Raw genomic sequence first — 20244 nt, 5'->3', positions numbered from 1 at the left:
GCAAACGTTGAAATCCAATCCGGCTCGAGCCAGGAGCGTCCACTCCGAGGCATCCACTCCCGGCGTCGAGGCAGCGTCCTCCGCGCGGCGAGATGAATCCACTCCGGGGTATCCACTACTCCAGACGGCGGCCAACGCCGGACGGCAGGCCAGCTTGCACGGGATGCGCGGCTACCGCACTCTAGCTTCATGAACGAAGCAGAATCAGAAGCCGATGAGCGCCCCAGCAAGGGCGAGCGCAAGCGCCACAGCGAGGCGTTGCAGAATCTGGGTGAAGCCCTGATCGAGCTGCCGCAAAGCGAGCTGGATGCATTGCCGCTGCCCGAGCCGCTGCGCGAAGCGGTGGCGCTGGCACGCCGCATCACCAAGCACGGCGGTCTGTATCGCCAGAAACAATATATCGGCAAGCTGATGCGCAAGATCGACGCCGAGCCCATACGCCAGGCGCTGCAGGCGAAACGGGAGCGGGAACGGCATGCGGCGCTGCGCTTCCGGCGCATCGAACAATACCGTGAGCAACTGCTCCAGGAAGGACCGACGGCGCTGGATCGCATCGCCCCCGGACTACTCGAACCGCAACTCGCCGCCCTGAATACGCTGATCCAGCGCGCCCGCCGGGAAGCGGCCGCAGGAGGCCCGAAGCATGCGGGACGAGAACTATTTCGAACCCTCGATGAACTGCTTGGTACAATTTCCCGATGAAACCTCTGGTCGGCATCATCATGGGATCCCAGTCGGATTGGGAAACCCTGAAACCCGCCGCTGACATGCTGCAGCGTCTGGGCATCCCCTTCGAAATGCGAGTGATATCGGCGCATCGTACGCCGGATCTGTTGTTCGAATATGCCGGCAGCGCACGGGCGCGCGGTCTGGAGGTCATCATTGCCGGAGCGGGCGGCGCGGCGCATCTGCCCGGCATGGCTGCCGCCAAGACCAGCCTGCCGGTGCTGGGCGTACCCGTGCAGTCGAAAATGCTCAGCGGTATCGATTCACTGCTGTCCATCGTACAGATGCCGGCCGGGATCCCGGTGGGTACTCTGGCCATCGGTCAGGCAGGCGCGACCAATGCAGCGCTGCTGGCGGCCAGCATCCTGTCCAACCATTCTCCGGCCATACTCAAGGTACTCGAGGATTTCCGTACCGAACAGACAGCCCGGGTGCTGGCCCAGCCGGAACCCGGAAATCCTGTCACGAGCGCCGTCCCAACTCCATGAAGGTCGGCATCATGGGCGCCGGTCAGCTGGGTCGCATGCTGGCTCTGGCGGGTTACCCGTTGGGACTGCAGTGCGAATTCCTGGACCCGAATCAGGATTCTCCCGGAGGACAGGTCGGTCCGCTCATCAGCGGCGGGTTCGATGATCGCGAATGTCTCGCACGGCTGGCACGTGATGCCGCCGTGGTCACATTCGAGTTCGAGAATGTGCCGATGGCGGCCATGGATCTCCTGGGAAAATGTACTCCTGTGTGGCCGCCGGCAGAGGCGCTTGGCGCCTCCCAGGACCGCCTGGATGAGAAAACCCTGTTTCGCCGGCTGAAGATTCCGACGCCCGAGTTCGCCGCCGTCGATGGTCTCGAGGATCTACGCCGTGCGGCACGCCGGATCGGCTTGCCGGGCATCCTCAAGACGCGCCGTCTGGGCTACGACGGGCGCGGCCAGTATCCGCTGCGCCGCCTGGACGATATCGAGCCGGCCTGGAGCCTGTTGGGCAAGGCGCCGCTCATTTATGAGAAATTCATCGCTTTCAGTCGAGAGGTCTCCCTGATCGGCGTGCGCAGCACTCGGGGCGAAACACGCTTCTATCCCCTGTGCGCCAATACCCATGAAGCAGGCATTCTGCGCTACACCACTGCACCCTATCGCAACGCACCACTGCAAAAACAGGCAGAAACCTACCTCAAGCGTCTGATGCGGCATTTCGACTATGCAGGCGTGCTGACGGTCGAGTTTTTCGTGCGGCGCGGGCAGTTGATCGCCAATGAAATGGCGCCGCGAGTCCATAATTCGGGGCACTGGACGATCGAGGGCGCCCGCACCAGCCAGTTCGAGAATCATCTCCGGGCGGTGCTCGGTCTGCCCCTGGGTGATACTGCGGCGGTCGGCCATAGCGCCATGGTCAACTTCATCGGCACCCTGCCGGCCGCCGGAAACATTCTGCGCCTATCGGGTGTACACTTTCACAGCTACGGCAAGGAACCACGGCCCAATCGCAAGTTGGGGCACTGCACCGTGACATTGCCTTCGCGGGAGGCGCGCGACCGTATCCTGCGGACTCTGCTGAAGCTGAGAGCTTGAGGCTGTCATCGCTCGAACACCTGTTTTGAAAGCTGCCGTGGTTCACCGTACACTGGCTGCGATCCAGGCATACTGCGGCCGCCATCCCACACCTGCTACGCCGATCAACAGGTTCGCCGCCATCTCATGTACCTCGAACTTTTCAAGCTACACGAGTTGCCGTTCCGGCTGACTCCCGACCCGACATTCCTGTATTTGTCCAAGCACCATGCACGTGCCAAGGCGTACATGGAGTCGACGATCTGGTTTACAGACGGCTTCGTCGTCATCACCGGCGAGATCGGCTCGGGCAAGACGACCTTGATCGAGACCTTCCTGAAGGAATTGGAGAAGGATGTCGTCGTCGCGCAAATCAACCAGACACAGGTGTCGGCGATCGAATTCCTGCAAAGCGTGCTGGTGCAGTTCGGCTTCCAGCCTTTCCGGATGAGGAAGGCCGAATTGCTCGCCACACTGAATGAATTCCTGGTCGAACAATACGCCAACGGACGGCGGGTGCTGCTGATCGTGGACGAGGCTCAAAACCTCTCCAACAAGGTGCTGGAGGAAATCCGGCTGCTCTCCGGCGTGGAAACCACCAAGGAGAAGGTGCTGCGCATCATTCTAGCCGGACAACCCGAACTCAATGACAAGCTGAATTCACCCACTCTGATCCAACTCGCACAGCGCATCCGGCTGCGTTTCCATCTGACGCCTTTGTCGATGTCGGACACCAGCGCCTACATTCAGCATCGTCTCGAGGTCGCAGGCTCGCAGGGCCGGCAGATCTTCGATCCCGATACCTTCGGGCTCATTTATCGCTACACCGGCGGCATTCCCCGGCTGATCAACACGCTGGCCGACACCTCGATGATGGCTGCTTATGCACAGGATCGCGACGCTGTGGGCATGGAGGACGTGCAGGCGGCGATCGAGGAACTACAATGGGTTGAATACGCGGATCGTTCCGTCCGAATGCCCGCATTCAGCGGCACGGCCATCGGAACCGGTATCGGGATGCCGGCCGAAAGACGCGTGGTGCTCGGTCGCATCCTGGTCGGCGTCAACGGCCAGACGATCGCCGAACGTGAGCTCACACCGGGACGTTTCATCATCGGCCGCACGCCCGACAACGACCTGCAGATAGACAGTAAATACATCAGCCGCCACCACGCCCAGATCATTACTTCCATGCATACTTCGGTGCTGGAGGATCTGAACAGCACCAACGGCATCTACGTGCGCGCCAAACGCGTCCGCCGGCGCATGCTGAACGACGGTGACGTCGTGCAGATCGGCCAGCACGAAATCATGTACTTCGACGATCGCATGGCACGCACGCGCATCCCGCTGGGCGATGGGGAGGACGACGCCGTGCCGCTGCTGCGGCCGGGCAGCGGCGATGCGGACGATGCGGGATTGCCGGAGAACCCGGCACATCGCTGCGATGAGTCTCATGCTGCCGAGGATCCGGCGGATCTATCCGCGGCGCAGGAATAGCTGCGTTGAGCGTGCGCTTCCCGGCAGCCGCTCCGCGTGCAATGCGGCTACTCCAGAGACGCTGCCCGCTCATCCGGCGAAAGGTGTCCCGCAGCGCTCGACCATTCGGCTCAGTCATCCAGCGACCGGGCGTCATATTGCGCCTGGCGTGTACGGTAATCGCGCCGCCGCAGCCATAGCACCAGTCCGGCGGTCACGCCGAGCGTGCCTGCCACCATGAACACGCTCGGCAGCCGGCCTGCCGGAAGCAGCCAGGCCGCACCCAACAGGGCCAGACCGGCCAGCATGTAAATGTAGGGCAACAGCTCGTAGATGGGACGGGCGATCCACATGGTTTCAGCCGGATGACGCGAATGGATGGTTCGACGGCCATCCTAGCAAAATCAACCCGCGCCCGTGCCGCCGACCGTCAAGCCGTCCACCCGCAGGGTCGGCTGGCCCACGCCCACGGGCACATCCTGGCCCTCCTTGCCGCAGGTGCCCACGCCTTCATCCAGCTTCAGATCCCGGCCCACCATGGATACGCGTCTGAGCACATCGGGACCATTGCCGATGAGCGTCGCTCCCCGCACCGGCGCGCCAAGCCTGCCGTTTTCGATCACATAGGCCTCGCTGGCCGAGAACACGAACTTTCCGGAGGTGATGTCGACCTGGCCGCCGCCGAAATTTCTGCAATACAATCCCTTTTGCACCGAGCCGATGATTTCCTGGGGATCGTAGCGGCCCGCAAGCATGTAGGTGTTGGTCATGCGCGGCAGGGTCATATGCGCAAAGGATTCACGCCGGCCGTTGCCGGTCGGCGCAACCCCCATCAGACGAGCGTTGAGCTTGTCCTGCAGATATCCACGCAGTATGCCGTTTTCGATCAAGGTGGTGCATTGCGTCGGGGTGCCCTCGTCATCGACATTGAGCGAGCCGCGACGTCCCGTCAGGGTACCGTCGTCGACCACGGTGCACTGTTCCGAAGCCACCCTTTCGCCGATGCGCCCGGTGAAGGCCGAGGTTCCCTTGCGATTGAAATCGCCCTCCAGTCCGTGGCCGACCGCCTCGTGCAGCAGCACTCCCGGCCAACCCGGCCCCAGCACCACCGTCATCGTGCCGGCCGGCGCCGGCACGGCCTCCAGGTTCACCAGTGCGCTGCGCACCGCCTCGTGAACCAGTTCCTTCCAGCGATCATCGCGTAAAAACCGCGTAACTTCGTACCGTCCGCCGCTGCCGCAATAGCCCTGCTCGCGGCGGCCCTTGTGTTCGACGATCACGGCGACATTCATGCGCACCAGCGGCCGGACATCGGCGGCCATCGTGCCGTCGCTCGCCATCACCAGCACGACTTCATGCGCGCCCGACAGGCTGGCCATGACCTGCGTCACTCGCGGATCCTGACGCCGGGCCTCGATATCGATTTTTTCCAGCAGACGCACCTTGTCCGTATCGTTCAAGCCCTCGAGCGGATCGATCGCGCCATACAGCCGATGCCCGGTACTGGATCGCCATGCCTGCACGGAGGTGTTGGCGCCGCTGCGCGCAATGGCTCGCGCGGCCATCGATGCCTCGGTCAACGCCGGCATGACGATCTCGTCGGAATAGGCGAAGCCGGTCTTCTCCCCCGCCAGCGCCCGCACGCCCACGCCCTGCTCGATGCTGTAGGAACCTTCCTTGACGATGCCGTCTTCCAAGGACCACGACTCCTCGCGGCTGAGCTGAAAATACAAATCGGCATAATCGACGCTGTAGCCCATTACGCTGCCCAGCACCCCGGCGATCCGTTCTTCATCCAGCCCCGAGGGCACCAGAATCGATCGGCGCGCCAGTTCCAGCGGCTCGGGATGGATGAACGACGGCGCAGGCTCCAGGGCTGTCGCGACGGTGTCCAGGTGCAAGGCGTTGTCGGTCACGGAGGGTTGGCTGGGCATGCAGGCTCTCGATACGGAAAATCACGATGACGGACATAAGGCGAACAGCGGACAGCGCACTGTCCGGGCGGCCGGGATACGGCCTCGGCGGCCGCCCGGATGCGGTCGGCAAGGCGGCTTCTTCGGAGCACGTCAGGCCGGCGGCGCCTCGAGCGCCAGCCGCCGATGCGCCAATGCGGGGAAGCGCCTGCGCAGATCACATTGTAGAGTGCGGTCGATTTCGGCAACTGCAAGTCCCGGACCGGCCTCCCGGACCTGGGCCAGCACCTGACCCCAGGGATCCACGATCATGGATTCCCCCCAGGTCTCGCGACCGTTCAAGTGCCGGCCGCTTTGTGCCGGCGCCAGCAGATAGCACAGGTTTTCCACCGCCCGGGCACGCACCAGCAGATTCCAATGCGCCCTGCCGGTCGAGGCGGTGAAGGCGGCCGGCAGGCTGAACACCTCGGCGCCTTGCGCCTGCAGCGCCCTGAAGAGTTCGGGAAATCGCACGTCGTAGCATACCGCCAAACCCAGGCGACCGATGGGCGTCGGAACCACCACCAGTTCGCTGCCCGGCATGATGGTGGCCGACTCCCGATAGCGCTCCTCACGCTCGGGAATCTCCACGTCGAACAAATGGATCTTGTCGTAACGCGTGACACAGCGGCCGCGCTCATCGAACAACAGCGAGGCCGCGGCCACTTTATCCGCGCTGCCTTCCCGCAGCCGCAGCGGCACAGTGCCGGCGAGAATCCACAGGCCGAGTTCGCGCGCGCAGCATTCCAGGAACGTCTGGATCGGCCCCTCTCCGGGAACTTCCGCCACGGCGAGCTTATCGGTTTCCCGTCTGCCCAGGATCGCGAAATTTTCCGGCAAGGCGGCTATGACTGCGCCCTGTGCCCGTGCCTGCTCGAGCAGCCTGCGGGCGACGGCGAGATTCACCGCCACCTCGGGTGCAGAGGTCATCTGGATGACAGCGGCCAGCGGCATGATTCAACGGCTCCTCGAGTCTGTTTCGACGCCCGGCCTATGTAGCGACGGCCGGCCCTCCTTGCCGACGATATCCGCCTTGCCCGCCGCGGCGGCATCCACCCGCTCGACCACCGGCTCCTCCCATGGCCCCGTGATGCGATAGTAGCCGCGAGTGATGCCTTTCAAGGGTTCCTTGAACACTTGCGAGAACAGCAGCAGCGCCGCGCCGATCGCCGGCCCGCCCGCCAGTACGCCGGCCATCGGCAGCGACGCGCCCAGATTCCCGGTCACGACCGCGGTCTGGTCATAGTCGCGCGTCCCCAGGCCCGTGCGGCCGGCGATGCCGATTTCCACGGCGGGTCCGCTCAACAGCAGATTGCTGGTGTAGGCATTGCCGTCCTGCAACTGGAAATCGCCATGTACATTATCGAACGCCAGACCCTTGTCGGTGAGATCGCTGAAATCCAGCGCCAGGCGGCGTGGCAGCGCGGCAATGCTGAACAGGCCCAGCACCCGTCCTGCGCCCGGTTGCAGATTCATCAACTGCCCCGCCTCGGCATTGACCGAGATCGTACCCGAGGCGCGCGCCAGAATATTGCCGCCGAAACCTCCTGGCCAGGATACGCTGGCGCCCACTCGCCCGTGGCGCGCCTCGATGAACGGGTCATAGCCCAACGCGCTCAGGGTCGCCTCCACATCCGTGCTGGTGATCGTCATCGTCAAGGACGAGTGCTGCCCCTCACCGGTGCTCAGCCATGCTCCATGGCCCTCCGCACGCGCGGCTTCGCTGCGTACACTGATCGAATCGAAGCGGATACCCTGCGGTACCCGGCTCGCCTTCAGATCCAGGGCGCCGATCGTACGATCGCCCCAGCGCAGATCGGAAACATGCAACTGCAGGTTCGGCAGCGCCTGCGGATCGCCGTTGCGATCCGCGGCGCCGGCATCCTCGGCCTCGGCCTCGGCCTCGGCCTTACGCAGCACCAGCCGTTCCAGATTCGCGCGCAGCGGCTGGGTACCCGAGAAGCGGGCGGGAATGAGCACCTGTCCGGCACCATCCGGCCCGGTGACATCGACGCGCCAGCCCGCAGAGGTTGCCTGCAGCAGACCGCGCACGTCATGCCATGCATAACCGAACAGACCAAACTCGTCGATACGCAGGTTGGCGGCTTGCAGGAAATCCGTCAACGGTGCGGAGCCGGCGCCGCTCGACAGCGCCAGCCACTCGTCCAGCACCAAACGCCGCAGTGATCCCTCCAGGCGCAGGCCCCGATGGGCGGGCAATGCCGGGGGGATGCCGTCGGCGCGCACGCCGCCGCGATCGAGCCGCCAGCCATCCTGCGTTCCTCGATTCGCCTTGGCGCGCGTCAAACGGATCAGCGAGCGCACCTCCCCCAGCGCGCCCCGCGCCAGTACGGCATCATCCGCCACCAGTTGGACGCCGAATTGCAAAGGGCGATGCTGCTCCGCACGCTTGCCCAGCGGTTCGGGCAACGCGATGGCCAGTCCCGCAAGATCGGATTGGACATTCACGCTCCAACTGCGCGGCGCGGCCGCGGATGCCGGTCGGAACGTGGCCGTCGCCTGCCAATCGGCCGCACCCTCGATCCCGACGGCCGCCGGCAGTTCCAGCAAGGTCCGCAAATGTGCGGCGGCGGCGTGGCCGCGGCCGGTGAGCACGGAGGTGTCCGGATCCTGCCCTTCCCCGACATGCGCCTGCACCTCGAAATCACCGCCCAGCCAGCGACCGCGCAGATCGGCGGCGGCAAGTTGGCTGTTGCGCAGCGTCAAGAATCCCGTCACCGCGCTGGCGGGCGCCGCCACGCCTTGCATCGAGACCTGTGCATCCGTCAGGCGGGTGGTCACTTCGAGGATCCGATTCTGGAACGACTTCACCGGCAGATCGAGATATACGCTACTGCGGATCGGTCCCTTCCCCGACAGCCGTGCAAAATCGGCACCCAGATTCGCGGCGACCGGGCTGCGCTGCAAAAAACGTAATCCCTGCTGCAACCGGCCTTGCACCGCCGTCTGGATCACGATGTGCAGTTCCTGCAGGTCGGCGACATGCGCCCGCGTCTCGCTCAGCTGCAATTCATCGATATTCGCACTGCTGGCTCGCACTTCGAGGGATTCATTGCGAAACTCCACCTCGGCGCTGATATCGCGCGCCGGCGTCCACCCCGGCTGATAGTTGAAGATGGCATTCTCGACATGCCCTCGCGCCAGGAAGCTGCCGGCGCCGTCACGGAACGGAAACGAACGAACCGGTCCCTGGAAGGTCACCTGTCCGCTGCTCAGCCTGCCGGCTACGAAGGCATGATCGAACCATTCCATGGTACCCGCCGTGAGTTTGCCCGCCGGCACGTAGCGGGAAGTGGCACTGACCTGCAGATCCTGCAGCTGCAGATCCATATGCAGCAGCGGTGAAGCGCCGTTTTCGGGCAGCGCCAGTTCGATCCGCCCCTGGGCGCGGCCATCGGGACTTTGTGCATGCAACTCCTCGCCCGTAAGGATCCAACCCGCATCGTTGCGCCGCCAAAGCAGCGCCCCTGTCAACGACTGCACCTCGAGCGGTTCGCGGAATAGCCGCGGCAGATCGAACCGCAGGTCTTGCGCCGCCAGCGTTGCCTGACCGCCCTGCTCGGTGGCCTGCAGCTCGCCGCTCAAACCCGCCAATCCCGGCGCTCGCCCGAGCGGTGCGAACCCTACTCCCTGCAGGCGGGCGCTCAGGGTGTAATGCGGCGGCGCCTGCGCCTGTGCCTTGCTGTAGGCCACTTCCAGATCCTGCACATCCCCGCGCATGTTCAGCGCGCGCAGCCAGGCCAGGGACGCCCGTTCGGGCAGCACTGCCAACAGGGGCCAGAGATTCTGCAGAATCAGATGGTCGGCCCGGCCTGCAAAGCTGAATTCACCTTCCGGGCCCTGCGACCAGCGCGTCTGGATATGCCGTGCGCGCCAGGGTGAAGCGGCAGTCGACAGGTCGATGTCGCGCAACGACAAGCTCCAGGCGTCGGCCTCGCGTTGCAGCTCCAGCGTGAAGCCGAGTTGTGTATAACTCAGCAAAGGCGGGATGGAATCGCCTGCATCCGCATCCGCCGGCTGCGGATCCGTCACGCCGGTTGGCGGTTCGGGCCGTCCGGGATCCATCGGACGGGCATCCGCGGGACCCAGGTCCGAGGCTGCCAGACCGGAGGGCTGCGGCATCGAGAGGCGAACCGGCTGATGCATCGGCTCGGCGCTCGGCAGAGGGATCGTCCATTGCGGCATCGAGGCCGAAACAGAAACGAACGCCACCTCGGCCGACAGCTGTGTCAAGGCCGCCCCGCGCGTCTGCCCGCTCAACTTCACTGAACCATGACCGGCTTCCAGGGTAGGCCAGGCATCAGGCATGAGCTCTGCCCAACCCGCCAGATCGATGTTCCTGCCTTCCAGGGCAAAAGTCGCTGCCAGTGCGCCGTAGTCTTCCAGCGCCCCTGCGATGTGCGCACTGAACGTCAGTCCATCACCCAGGGAATGCGGCAAAGAAGCGGCGCCCTGTAGCTGCATCGAGCCGGAGTCGCGCGTCAGTATGAAATTCACCCCGGACAGCGACCAGGGACCGCGACCGGTGATTTCATCTTGAAAGCTCACAACCGCATGCCGCACCTGGAAGCGGCCGGTCGGCAGTTGGTCGAGGGCGAAGGCGCCCGATCCGCCGCGCTCCGGCAGCGCACTTTGCCCGAGCAGTTCGATCCGGCCGCTGTGGGTCCGCACCAGACCGATCCGCGGACCCTCCAGGGTGAAACGTCCGGCGGCCAGCCGTCCCGTGCGCAATGCATTCCATACATCGAAGCCGACGCTGCCGCGGCTCGCCGCTGCCAGGACACGGGTGTGATCGGGGGTCCGCACCACCGCATCGTTGAACACCAGTTCGGGACCGTACAGGCGCAGTCGAGCGCTGATTGTCCGAAATTCGATGACCAGACCGCTGCGCTCGTTCAGCCAGTCCTGCAGCTGCCCGCGATACTCCGGCACGCGCCCGACGACAAAACCGAATGCGCCGAGCAGCAGACCCGCCAGGACCAGTACCGCCGCCAGGCAGCCCAGCAGCCGCTTCAGTCGTTTGCCGGCACGCGATGCCACCTGGTCACGCTCTCACATCAGCACCACGTCGTACTGATCCTGCTGATACAAGGCTTCCGTCTGCAGGCGGATCGGCTTACCCGTATGCACCTCCAGCTCGGCCAAGGCCGCGGACTCCTCGTCCAGCAGCCGCTCGATCACATCCTGATGCGCCAGCACCATCAGCTCCTGGAACTGGAACTGGCGAGACTGCCGCAATATCTCCCGGAAAATCTCATAACAGACGGTCTCGACGGTCTTGACGAATCCACGCCCCTCGCAGGTTGGACAAGCGGTGCACAGCATGTGTTCCAGGCTTTCGCGGGTGCGCTTGCGGGTCATTTCCACCAGACCCAGCGGCGAGACGAACGAAATCTGGTTTCTCGCCTGGTCCGAGGACAATGCCTTCTCCAGCGCCTGCAGTACCTGCTTGCGGTGTTCCTCCTCCTCCATGTCGATGAAGTCGACGATGATGATGCCGCCGAGGTTGCGCAGGCGCAGCTGGCGGGCGATCGCGACGGCCGCTTCGAGATTGGTGCGGAATATCGTCTCCTCCAAGGTCCGGTGGCCGACATAGGCGCCGGTATTCACGTCGATCGTCGTCATGGATTCGGTCTGATCGAGGATCAGGTAGCCGCCGGACTTCAGAGGTACCTTGCGCTCCAGCGACTTCTGGATCTCCTCCTCGACGCCATATAGATCGAAGATCGGGCGCTCCCCGGCGTAGATCTCGATACGATCGAGCATGTCCGGCATGAATGTACGCGCGAACTCCAGCATGCGCCGGCCGGTTTGCGGATGATCGACGCTCACCCGGGCCACGCCGCTGGAAACGACATCGCGCATCACGCGTATCGCCAGCGGCAAATCCTCGTGTACCAGGTTTCCCGGCCGGGTCTGGGCGGCCTTTTCGCTCAGCATGGCCCAGAGTTTCTGCAGAAACAGCATGTCGGCCCGCAATGCTTCGGGCGTCGCGCCTTCGGCTGCGGTACGCACGATATAGCCGCCGGGTTCGTCGCTGCGCAGGAACAGCTTGGCGGTCTCACGCAGGCGATGGCGTTCGGCTTCATCTTCGATGCGCGCCGAAATACCGATGCCGCGGCCCTTGGGCATGTAGACCAGGTAGCGCGAAGGAATGGTAATGAACGTGGTCAGCCGCGCACCCTTGGTTCCCAGCGGATCCTTGAGCACCTGCACCAGAATCTCCCCGCCTTCGCTGACCAGGGACTGGATATCGGCGCTGCGGCCTTCATCCACCGGCATATCCGGATGGCCGTTCTCGCCGATCGCGGGATGGACGATGTCGGAAGCGTGCAGGAACGCCGTGCGCTCCAGGCCGATGTCCACGAATGCCGCCTGCATGCCGGGCAGTACTCGCGAGACGCGCCCCTTATAGATATTGCTGATCAGGCCCCGGCGATTTGCGCGCTCCAGGAAAATTTCCTGCAGCACCCCGTTCTCCACCAGCGCGGCGCGCACCTCGCGCGGACTGACATTCACCAGGATATCGGCCGTCATCCGCGAACCTCGGCCGTTGCGATCCGCGAGTTCCCGGTCTGCCCCGGCGGTTCGGCATGCCGGTATGGCCCCGGCGCCTGCGGGTCCATGCAATCCTGCTGGCCCGTGAAATGCAGTCCCGCTGCCGCCAGCAGCCGTCCCGTCTCGAATAGCGGCAGCCCCATGATGCCCGAATAGCTGCCGGCGATATGTTCGATATACAGGGCCGCTCTGCCCTGAATCGCATAGGCGCCCGCCTTGTCCGCCGGCTCGCCGCTGTGCCAGTAGGCCGACATTTCCTTCTGCGACAAAGATCGAAAGGTTACTTCGCTGACGCTGAGCGCCAGATCACAGGCATCCTCGCGGCACAGCGCCACGGCCGTGTAGACCTCATGCGTGCGTCCCGACAATAACGCCAGCATGCGCAGGCCATCGGCTTCGTCCCGAGGCTTGCCCAGGATGTTTTTATCGATCGCCACGGCGGTATCGGCCGCCAGCACCGGCAGGCGCGCCGCCTCCGCGAGTTGCGCCCACAAGGTGCGGGCCTTGGTGCCGGCCAGCCGTTGCACATAGCATGCCGGCTGCTCGGCGGCATGCACCTGCTCATCGACAGCGAGCGGCCATACATGGTGCGCGACGCCGATCTGATGCAGCAGCGCGCTGCGCCGGGGCGAGGCGGAGGCCAGATAGATCAAGGGCTTGGAGATATTCGACATCTGGCGAAGGATACAGGCCAAATGGGGCGACGGACATTCTTTCGCGGGCCGGATTAACGAATCGTCAATCGGCTTGCGGCCGGACTGGTGAATCTAGCCCGAGGCTGGATGCGTGAGGGGCCGGTGGCCGGACTGGCTGTTCGACAGGGGTACAACGCCCCTTCCGGCAGCCGGCAGGACGGATCGTTCAGGCGCAGGGTTCAGGTGCAGGGTTCAGGCCCGGTGGTAGGGGTGTCCCTTGATGATGCTGACGGCGCGGTATAGCGCCTCCGCGGCGATCACCCTGGCCAGGGCATGCGGCAAGGTCAGCGCCGAAAGTGACCACTTCATGCGGGCGCGGGCATCCACTTCCGGCGCCAGACCGTCCGGGCCGCCGATACAGAAAACGATGTCGCGGGTATCGTGCATGCGCGAGTCTAGAAATTGCGCCAACTGCTCGCTCGACAGGGCGCGGCCGTCCACCTGCAAGGCGACGACATAGGCCCCCGGAGGCATGACGGCCAACATGCGCGCACCCTCTTTTGCGACCGCCTGCCGGGGATCTCCGCCGGTACGGCGGCCCAGGGCGATCTCATGGAGTTCCAGAGGATGATCGCGGCCGAAGCGCCGCGCATATTCCTGAACGCCTTCGTCGACCCAGCGCGGCAACCGGGTACCCGCGGCGAGCAGAATCAGGCGCATCTGGAATCCACTCCGATCGCCGCCGCCGCGATAGGCCGCTGCCCGTGCCCGTTCATGGCATGCGCATCGCGCCGCTTGCAACCGCTGCCGCCGGCCCCCATCGCAAACGTTCCGGCGCCGCCCCTCAGGCGCTTTGCCCGGCCGCCTCGCGGCGTGCCGCGCTCACATCCCAAAGACTCTCGAGGCGATAGAACTCGCGCACCCGCGGCAGCATGACGTGCACGATCACGTCCTGCAGATCCACCAGTACCCATTCGCCGTCGCGCTCTCCCTCGACTCCCATGGGACGGAATCCCGCGCTTTTCGCGCGCTCCACCACCCGATCGGCGATCGAGCGCACATGCCGATCCGAATTGCCGCTGGCGATGATCATGGTATCGGTGATGTCGGTGAGTCCTTGCACGTTCAGACGCTTCACGTTCACTGCCTTCATCTCGTCCAGAGCGTTCTCGACGATCGATACCACATCGGGCGTGCCCCTCTGCTTGGCCCGACTCCGGGCAACGGCGGAACTGGTCGCGGCGGGCCTGGATGCAGCGGATTTGGCTGCGGCAGACTTGGCTGCGGTGGACCTGGTTGCGGTGGACTTGATTGCGGTGGACCTGGTTGTGGTGGACCTGGCTGCGGCGGTGGAGGTCCGCGCAGCGGAGTTGCGGCGAGCGGCAGGCGCAGCAGCCTCGCCGATAGGTTTTCCGGAAAGCTGTTTCTTTGGCGCCGCTTTACCCGACACGTGCTTTTCCCGGGTATTTTTCCCTGATGTTTTCCCTGATGCCGCCTTGCCGCGAACGACCGCTCCCGATGCTGTTTTTCCGAGAGAGGATTTCCTGGCGGCCGGCCGGGTCGCAGGCGCCTGGGCATCATCGGCAGCACGCCGGACGGTCTTGGCGCTTTTCGCAGTCATGGTCACCTTGCTCATCGTGCTCGTGCTCTTTTCGCGGTCATGGTCACCTTGCTCATCATGGGGCTGATCGTAGGGCTCATCCTGGCGCTTGTCCTGGGGCTTGTCCTGGGGCTCGTTCTGGGGCTGATCTTGGGGTTTACTTTTTTGTTCGATAGCATCCGGATTCCTCGATGATCCCCCGCACCTCCTCGGGCATCAGATAGCGCGGATCGCGGCCCGCGCCGATCAACTTGCGGACCTCGGTCGAAGAAATCTCCAGCTGCGTCACGGCATGGATGAGAATCCGGCCGGCGTGCGCTTCGTGCAGATCATCGATCCGGCTCGTACCGCGGTCGACCAGCAATTCCCCCAGCAGCCCCATGGCCGGCGCCCGCCAACCGGGGCGATGGGCGACGACGAGATGCGTCAACTCCAGCAATTCACGCCACCGGTACCACTTCGTCAGTCCCAGGAATGCATCCATACCCACGATCAGGCATAACGAACTCTCGGGGAAGTCCGTTCGCAAAGAACGCATGGTATCCACGGAATACGACAAGCCTTCACGACGGATCTCGCGATCATCGACCTTGAAACCGGATTGATCCCGGATCGCCGCGCGCACCATGGCCAGACGTTCCGCCGCACTGGCTACCGTGGTTTCCCGGTGCGGCGGATTGCCTGCCGGCAGGAAGCGGATTTCGTTCAAACGCAGCGCTTGCAGCAGTTCGAGCGCGGTGCGCAGATGGCCGAAGTGAATCGGATCGAACGTACCGCCAAAAATCCCGATCGTGGTCATGGTAGATAGGGTATCGCCACGAAGTCCGTCAAGCCGCGGCGGCAAGGTCCACGCCTGCGAGCCTGGCCACCAGCCGCTCGAATTCCACCCAGGGATCGGTACGCAGCACGCCCTTGATCGCCCGGTCGGCCCGTTCCGCCTCTTGCAGAAGGAGGCGTATCGTCGCCGGTCTGAGCCGCCCCAAGGCGTGCTTCATCGCCGCCTGGCGCGGACGCCAGACGAACACGGCATTCATCGCCGCCTCCGCACTCTGGCCATGACGCATCAGGTACTGCGCTCGCACCAGCCATTGCAGATCCTTGTTGAGCGCCCAGAGCACCAGGGTGGGTTCGAAACCTTCGCCACGCAAGCCCTCGAGGATGCGCAAAGCACGGGCCGCCTGACCTCGCATCGCCGAGTCGCCCAATTGCAGCACGTCGAAGCGCGCATTGTCGGCCACCGCCTCCAGCACGGTCTGTGCGCTCACCGGGCCGGGTGGCAGCAACAACGCCAGTTTTTCCACTTCCTGATGTGCCGCCAGCAAGTTGCCTTCGACGCGCTCGGCCATCAGGGCCGCCGCGTCGGCGTCGGCCTTCAGCCCATGACGTACCAGACGATCGCGTATCCACGCCGGCAGGCGGGTCCGCTCCAACGGCCAGATCTGTACCAATACACCCTGCTTGTCGACGGCGCTCACCCACCGGGCATTTTGCGTGCGGCCGTCCATCTTGCCGGTGATGATGAGCACGAGATTGTCGGTGCCGGCCGCAGCCTGCCCGGCCAGATCCACGATGGCCGCCGCACCCGGTTCCCCGGGTGCAGGATTCGCCATGCGGATTTCGATGATTTTGCGTTGCGCGAACAGCGACAGCGCGCGGCTATCGGCCAGCAAGGCCTGCCAGTCGAAGCCGCGTTCGATCACATGCAAGTCCCTTTCGGCATATCCCTCGGCACGCGCGCGGGCACGTATGGCGTCGGCCGCTTCATCGACCAGCAGCGGCTCGTCCCCCGATACCAGGTAGATACCCGCCAGCTTGCGGGCCAGTTCGCCTGCCAGCTTGTCGCCGGAGATTTTCACGAACGGCGCTGCCGCTTCATGGCCATGAAGAGGAAATTACAGCGCCGCAGCGCCGCGATCGGGGAGAAATACAAGGGGAAAATCAAGAATACTCGTAATAGGTGCACAGATTGCCATGATCGAACTGCCCGCCGATTATGGCCCAAGGCCGACGACCAGCGCCAGCAACGCGGCGATGTGGAAGTCATTCCAGGTTAAGATGCATGCGATGCGCTTCGACCTCACCGATCTCACCCTGTTCGTACATGTCGTGGAAGCCGGCAGTATCACGGCGGGTGCCGAGCGTATGCATCTGGCGGTGGCCGCGGCCAGCACCCGCATTCGCAATATGGAAATCGAATTGGGTACACCCCTGTTGAATCGCGAGCGCCAGGGCGTCCATCCCACCCCCGCCGGCCAGGCGCTACTCCCTCATGCACGCCAGATACTGCAGCAGGCCGAACGCATGCGCGGCGAACTCGCTGAATATGCCGAGGGGCTCAAAGGCCATATCCGGCTGTTGTCCAATACCAATGCATTGACGGAGTTCCTGGCCGAGCCGCTCAGTCGATACCTCAGTTCACGTCCGCACGTGAATATCGACCTGGAAGAACGCTTGAGCGACGAAATCGTTGCGGCCGTCGCCGACGGCAAGGCCGATATAGGCATCGTCGCGGGTACCGAGGATGTCACCGGCCTGGAGGTGCATCCATTCCGGGTCGACCGCTTCGTGCTGGTCACCGCCGCCTCGCATGCGCTGGCATCGATTCGAAGCATCGCCTTCCCGGAGGTGCTGGATCATGATTTCGTGGGCCTGGACCGTACCAGTTCGCTGCAGCGTTTTTTATCCGACAAGGCCGAGCGCGCCGGACGCCGCCTCAAGCTGCGAGTGCGCCTGCGAAGTTTCGACACGGTCTGCCGCCTGGTGGAGTGCAACGTCGGCATCGGCGTCGTGCCGGAAAGTACGGCATCACGCAATATGCGCACCATGGCGCTGCATCGTATCGACCTGACTGACGATTGGGCGCTGCGCAAGCTGATGATCTGTGTGCGCCGTCTGGAAGATCTGCCGCTGCACGCGCAGGAGTTCGTCCGCCATTTGACTACACCGGCCGCCCCCTGACAGGCGCACTCCGGCTGAGCGCTTCAGATGTCGCGCGCGGTGCGCGGCAGCGGCCGGCCGCCGTCGCGAGCCCCGCGCAGACTGGTCAGGGCGATCCCGAGCAGCACCAATATCCCGCCGGCAACGGCACGCAGCGACAAGGGTTCCTGCAAAACGACTACGCCGGTGGCCACACCCACGATCGGGATCAGATTCGTGTACACGCCCGCCTGGCCGGCAGCCATACGGACCAGCGCCATGTTGTAGAACACGAAGGCAAGGCCCGAGGCGATCGCCCCCAGATACAGTACGCTCAGCCAATCGAGCCAGCCCAGGCTGTAAAGTCCCAAGGCGGGTACTCCAAGTGCCGCGGTTTCCAGGATGGCGAACGGCGCCAGCATGAGCCCTCCGGCACCGAACAGCCCCGTCGTCACCACCACGGAATCGAACTGCGCGACACGCTTCACCAAAGAGGTATACAGACCCCAGCACACCACGGTGGCGAACATGAGCAGATTGCCCAGCATGGCGGATCCGTCCTCACCCGGCGGCGCAAGGCCGGCCGCGGGCAGAGCCGCCGGCGTGCCTGTAAGCACCACGATCACACCCAGGCCGGACAGCGCGATGCCGCACCAGCGCAGCACACCCGCGCGCTCGCCCAGCCAAAGCATGGCCACCAACGCCGTGACCGCCGGGATGCAGCTTTGCACCAGCGCTCCCTGGGAGGAGGAGATATGCATCAGCGCCGCATTAAACCGAAGTTCTTTCTGAATTCCCCCGTTGGGTAATTAGTTAGCCGTTGCGGATCAGTGGCTTGCGAGTCTTGTGTGGTCTTTCTGCGCAAAATATGTACCCATGTAAATAGTTGCAACGGGGCCAATTTAGCGTAGAATACGCGCATGCATATCGATGTTGTACCCAACCGTAAGTCCCGCCCCGCCTACCTGCTGCGCGAGACGTTCCGCGAGGGAAACACGGTCAGGAAGCGCACGATCGCGAACTTGTCCAGCCTCACCGATGAGCAGATCCATGCCTTGCGCGCGATTCTCAAGGGTGAGCCCCTGTACCCACTCCAGACGCTGTTCAACGTCGTGGGATCGCAGGCACACGGCCACGTCGAGGCGGTGCGCCTGGCCATGACCAAGCTGCGCCTGAGTTCACTGCTGGGCACGAAGCCCTCACGCGAACGCGATCTGGTGCTGGCCATGCTGGCCGCCCGGGTGCTCTGCCCGCGCACCAAGCTCGCCACCACCCGCTGGTGGCACACCACCACCCTCGCGCAGGACTTCGGCGTGGCGGATGCGAGCGAGACGGAACTCTACGCCGCCATGGACTGGCTGCTCGAGCGCCAGGGCGCGATCCAGAAAAAGCTGGCCCAGCGGCATCTGGGTCCCGACAGCGTAGTGCTCTACGACCTGTCGTCGAGCTATTTCGAGGGAACCACCTGCCCGCTGGCGAAACTCGGCTACAGCCGCGACGGTAAGCGGGGGATGCTGCAGGTCAACTACGGCTTGCTCACCGACCGCCGGGGCTGTCCGGTCGCTGTATCGGTCTACGAGGGCAACACCTCAGACCCGCAAACGCTGATGCCGGAAATCGCGCGGCTGAAGCAGGAGTTTGGGGTCGAGCAGCTGGTGATGGTGGGTGATCGCGGCATGATCTCCCAGAAAGCCATCCATACGTTGACGAATGAACAAGGCGTACGCTGGATCACCGCGCTCAAGAGCACCTCCATCCGCACGCTGGTGAACCAGGGACATGTGCAGTTGGATCTGTTCGACGAGCGCAATCTGTTCGAGCTTGAGCACCCCGATTATCCCGGTGAACGCCTGGTTGCCTGCCGTAACCCGGCGCTCGCGCAACTGCGCGCACACAAGCGCGAAGAGCTGTTGTGCGCCACCGAAAAGCAGCTCGAGAAGATCCGCGCGTCCGTGGCCAAGGGGCGCTTGCGAGGCCAAGATAACATCGGTGTGCGGGTTGGCCGCATAGTCAATCAATACAAGATGGCCAAGCACTTCGCACTCGATATCCGCGAGGATCTCTTCGGCTTCGAGCGCAAGACCGACGGTATCGAAACCGAAGCCCGCCTCGATGGGCTCTATGTCATCCGCACCAGCGTCCCGGCCCAGATCATGGACGCGGCCGAATGCGTGCGCCAATACAAATCGTTGGCTCAAGTAGAGCGCGCGTTCCGAACGCTGAAGAGCGTGGATCTGCGCATCCGGCCGATCCATCATCGGCTCGCCGAGCGAGTACGCGCACATATCCTGCTGTGCGTACTGGCCTACTACATCGAATGGCACATGCGCGAAGCCTGGCGCGAGCTGCTGTTTGCGGACGAAGACCAGGCCGCCAAAGCCACGCGCGATCCGGTGGCGCCGGCGAAGCGCTCTGAGGCCGCGAAACGCAAAGCCCTGACGGGTCGGCTTCCCGACGCAACGCCCGCCCACAGCTTCTCAACGCTCCTGGCGGAGTTGTCCACGATCGTGCGAAATACCTGCCGCGCCGCGCTGCCCGGCGAGTCGACATCCACGTTCGCCGCGGTGACCACCGCGAACTCGAAACAACAGCGCGCACTGGAGTTGTTGCAGAAGATCACCGTGTAGCCAGGCGCGAGCACCCCAGGCTCAGGTTAAGTATCTGAGCCTGCGAATAAATTTACTCTTTCTTCACAAGAACTTCAGGTTAAGTATCTGAGCCTGCGAATAAATTTACTCTTTCTTCACAAGAACTTCAGGTTAAGTATCTGAGCCTGCGAATAAATTTACTCTTTCTTCACAAGAACTTCAG

General features: G+C 63.9%; 18 protein-coding genes. 7 read left to right on the top strand and 11 right to left on the bottom strand.

Going from position 1 to position 20244, the window contains the following annotated elements; translation table 11 throughout:
• Nucleotides 1-189: 189 nt before the first annotated feature.
• The 4 genes from yjgA (at nt 190) to ACG33_RS05950 (ending at nt 3772) form a co-directional block, all read left to right on the top strand.
• A complete protein-coding gene (gene yjgA / locus ACG33_RS05965; protein WP_066919549.1) occupies nt 190-702 on the top strand; it encodes a ribosome biogenesis factor YjgA in 513 nt (170 codons plus the stop codon).
• A complete protein-coding gene (gene purE, locus ACG33_RS05960) occupies nt 699-1214 on the top strand; it encodes a 5-(carboxyamino)imidazole ribonucleotide mutase (RefSeq protein WP_066919547.1) in 516 nt (171 codons plus the stop codon). Before yjgA ends, purE begins: the two co-directional genes overlap by 4 nt.
• On the top strand, nt 1211-2293 hold the full coding sequence (locus tag ACG33_RS05955; RefSeq protein ID WP_066919545.1) for a 5-(carboxyamino)imidazole ribonucleotide synthase: 1083 nt from the start codon (nt 1211-1213) through the stop codon (nt 2291-2293). The genes purE and ACG33_RS05955 overlap by 4 nt, the downstream gene beginning before the upstream one ends.
• A gap of 126 nt (nt 2294-2419) precedes the next feature.
• Complete coding sequence (locus ACG33_RS05950) at nt 2420-3772, top strand: AAA family ATPase (protein ID WP_066919543.1); 1353 nt, start codon at nt 2420-2422, stop codon at nt 3770-3772.
• Nucleotides 3773-3882: 110 nt separating this feature from the next.
• Here the strand turns inward: ACG33_RS05950 and ACG33_RS05945 are convergent, their stop codons facing one another.
• From ACG33_RS05945 to rsfS, 8 genes are all read right to left on the bottom strand, one after another.
• Nucleotides 3883-4104 carry a hypothetical protein gene (locus tag ACG33_RS05945; RefSeq protein ID WP_066919541.1) on the bottom strand — a complete coding sequence of 74 codons (222 nt, stop codon included), beginning with the start codon at nt 4102-4104 and terminating at the stop codon, nt 3883-3885.
• 51 nt (nt 4105-4155) lie between these two features.
• Nucleotides 4156-5685 carry a metalloprotease TldD gene (tldD, locus tag ACG33_RS05940; RefSeq protein WP_083536496.1) on the bottom strand — a complete coding sequence of 510 codons (1530 nt, stop codon included), beginning with the start codon at nt 5683-5685 and terminating at the stop codon, nt 4156-4158.
• A 132-nt stretch (nt 5686-5817) separates the two neighbouring features.
• Nucleotides 5818-6657 carry a carbon-nitrogen hydrolase family protein gene (locus tag ACG33_RS05935; RefSeq protein WP_066919539.1) on the bottom strand — a complete coding sequence of 280 codons (840 nt, stop codon included), beginning with the start codon at nt 6655-6657 and terminating at the stop codon, nt 5818-5820.
• Between the two features lie 3 nt (nt 6658-6660).
• Nucleotides 6661-10764 (bottom strand): YhdP family protein, encoded by a 4104-nt coding sequence (locus tag ACG33_RS05930; protein ID WP_066919537.1) that lies wholly within the window; start codon nt 10762-10764, stop codon nt 6661-6663.
• A 12-nt stretch (nt 10765-10776) separates the two neighbouring features.
• Nucleotides 10777-12261 (bottom strand): ribonuclease G, encoded by a 1485-nt coding sequence (gene rng / locus ACG33_RS05925; RefSeq protein WP_066919535.1) that lies wholly within the window; start codon nt 12259-12261, stop codon nt 10777-10779.
• A complete protein-coding gene (locus tag ACG33_RS05920; protein WP_083536495.1) occupies nt 12258-12956 on the bottom strand; it encodes a Maf family protein in 699 nt (232 codons plus the stop codon). The genes rng and ACG33_RS05920 overlap by 4 nt, the downstream gene beginning before the upstream one ends.
• A gap of 213 nt (nt 12957-13169) precedes the next feature.
• Complete coding sequence (gene rlmH / locus ACG33_RS05915) at nt 13170-13637, bottom strand: 23S rRNA (pseudouridine(1915)-N(3))-methyltransferase RlmH (RefSeq protein ID WP_066919533.1); 468 nt, start codon at nt 13635-13637, stop codon at nt 13170-13172.
• A 124-nt stretch (nt 13638-13761) separates the two neighbouring features.
• Entirely contained in the window at nt 13762-14070 is a 309-nt protein-coding gene (gene rsfS, locus ACG33_RS16700) for a ribosome silencing factor (RefSeq protein WP_066919531.1), read from the bottom strand.
• On the opposite strand from rsfS, the gene ACG33_RS16695 reads away from it, so the two are divergent.
• Nucleotides 14009-14605 carry a hypothetical protein gene (locus tag ACG33_RS16695; protein WP_237392735.1) on the top strand — a complete coding sequence of 199 codons (597 nt, stop codon included), beginning with the start codon at nt 14009-14011 and terminating at the stop codon, nt 14603-14605. The two genes, rsfS and ACG33_RS16695, sit on opposite strands and share 62 nt — an antisense overlap.
• Before the next feature lie 69 nt (nt 14606-14674).
• Here ACG33_RS16695 and nadD read toward each other — a convergent pair whose 3' ends face one another.
• Together nadD and holA are read right to left on the bottom strand one after the other, a co-directional pair.
• Nucleotides 14675-15316 (bottom strand): nicotinate-nucleotide adenylyltransferase, encoded by a 642-nt coding sequence (nadD, locus tag ACG33_RS05900; RefSeq protein WP_066919527.1) that lies wholly within the window; start codon nt 15314-15316, stop codon nt 14675-14677.
• A gap of 28 nt (nt 15317-15344) precedes the next feature.
• The gene (gene holA / locus ACG33_RS05895) at nt 15345-16373 is read right to left on the bottom strand and encodes a DNA polymerase III subunit delta (RefSeq protein WP_066919525.1); all 1029 of its coding nucleotides are present in this window, start codon (nt 16371-16373) and stop codon (nt 15345-15347) included.
• Between the two features lie 208 nt (nt 16374-16581).
• On the opposite strand from holA, the gene ACG33_RS05890 reads away from it, so the two are divergent.
• Nucleotides 16582-17475, top strand: coding sequence for a LysR substrate-binding domain-containing protein (locus ACG33_RS05890; RefSeq protein WP_066922867.1), 894 nt, complete (start codon nt 16582-16584; stop codon nt 17473-17475).
• Between the two features lie 23 nt (nt 17476-17498).
• On the opposite strand, the gene ACG33_RS05885 is transcribed toward ACG33_RS05890, so the two are convergent.
• Nucleotides 17499-18194 (bottom strand): DMT family transporter, encoded by a 696-nt coding sequence (locus tag ACG33_RS05885; protein ID WP_066919523.1) that lies wholly within the window; start codon nt 18192-18194, stop codon nt 17499-17501.
• 159 nt (nt 18195-18353) lie between these two features.
• On the opposite strand from ACG33_RS05885, the gene ACG33_RS05880 reads away from it, so the two are divergent.
• Entirely contained in the window at nt 18354-20060 is a 1707-nt protein-coding gene (locus ACG33_RS05880) for an IS1634 family transposase (RefSeq protein ID WP_066918020.1), read from the top strand.
• Nucleotides 20061-20244: the final 184 nt, after the last annotated feature.

This window comes from Steroidobacter denitrificans (genome assembly GCF_001579945.1).
GTDB lineage: Bacteria > Pseudomonadota > Gammaproteobacteria > Steroidobacterales > Steroidobacteraceae > Steroidobacter > Steroidobacter denitrificans.
The sequence above is the reverse complement of the archived record's forward strand: the minus strand, read 5'-3'. Positions and strand labels throughout refer to the sequence as shown.

Bases quoted from the DNA above. Each gene is read 5' to 3' on its own strand.
- ACG33_RS05955 (WP_066919545.1), top strand. From the start codon at position 1,211: ATGAAGGTCGGCATCATGGGCGCCGGTCAGCTGGGTCGCATGCTGGCT.
- ACG33_RS16695 (WP_237392735.1), top strand. From the start codon at position 14,009: ATGGTATCGGTGATGTCGGTGAGTCCTTGCACGTTCAGACGCTTCACG.
- rng (WP_066919535.1), bottom strand. From the start codon at position 12,261: ATGACGGCCGATATCCTGGTGAATGTCAGTCCGCGCGAGGTGCGCGCC.
- tldD (WP_083536496.1), bottom strand. From the start codon at position 5,685: ATGCCCAGCCAACCCTCCGTGACCGACAACGCCTTGCACCTGGACACC.
- rlmH (WP_066919533.1), bottom strand. From the start codon at position 13,637: ATGCGCCTGATTCTGCTCGCCGCGGGTACCCGGTTGCCGCGCTGGGTC.
- ACG33_RS05885 (WP_066919523.1), bottom strand. From the start codon at position 18,194: ATGCATATCTCCTCCTCCCAGGGAGCGCTGGTGCAAAGCTGCATCCCG.
- ACG33_RS05880 (WP_066918020.1), top strand. From the start codon at position 18,354: ATGCATATCGATGTTGTACCCAACCGTAAGTCCCGCCCCGCCTACCTG.
- ACG33_RS05920 (WP_083536495.1), bottom strand. From the start codon at position 12,956: ATGTCGAATATCTCCAAGCCCTTGATCTATCTGGCCTCCGCCTCGCCC.
- ACG33_RS05935 (WP_066919539.1), bottom strand. From the start codon at position 6,657: ATGCCGCTGGCCGCTGTCATCCAGATGACCTCTGCACCCGAGGTGGCG.
- purE (WP_066919547.1), top strand. From the start codon at position 699: ATGAAACCTCTGGTCGGCATCATCATGGGATCCCAGTCGGATTGGGAA.
- yjgA (WP_066919549.1), top strand. From the start codon at position 190: ATGAACGAAGCAGAATCAGAAGCCGATGAGCGCCCCAGCAAGGGCGAG.
- ACG33_RS05950 (WP_066919543.1), top strand. From the start codon at position 2,420: ATGTACCTCGAACTTTTCAAGCTACACGAGTTGCCGTTCCGGCTGACT.
- ACG33_RS05945 (WP_066919541.1), bottom strand. From the start codon at position 4,104: ATGTGGATCGCCCGTCCCATCTACGAGCTGTTGCCCTACATTTACATG.
- ACG33_RS05890 (WP_066922867.1), top strand. From the start codon at position 16,582: ATGCGCTTCGACCTCACCGATCTCACCCTGTTCGTACATGTCGTGGAA.
- nadD (WP_066919527.1), bottom strand. From the start codon at position 15,316: ATGACCACGATCGGGATTTTTGGCGGTACGTTCGATCCGATTCACTTC.
- rsfS (WP_066919531.1), bottom strand. From the start codon at position 14,070: ATGAAGGCAGTGAACGTGAAGCGTCTGAACGTGCAAGGACTCACCGAC.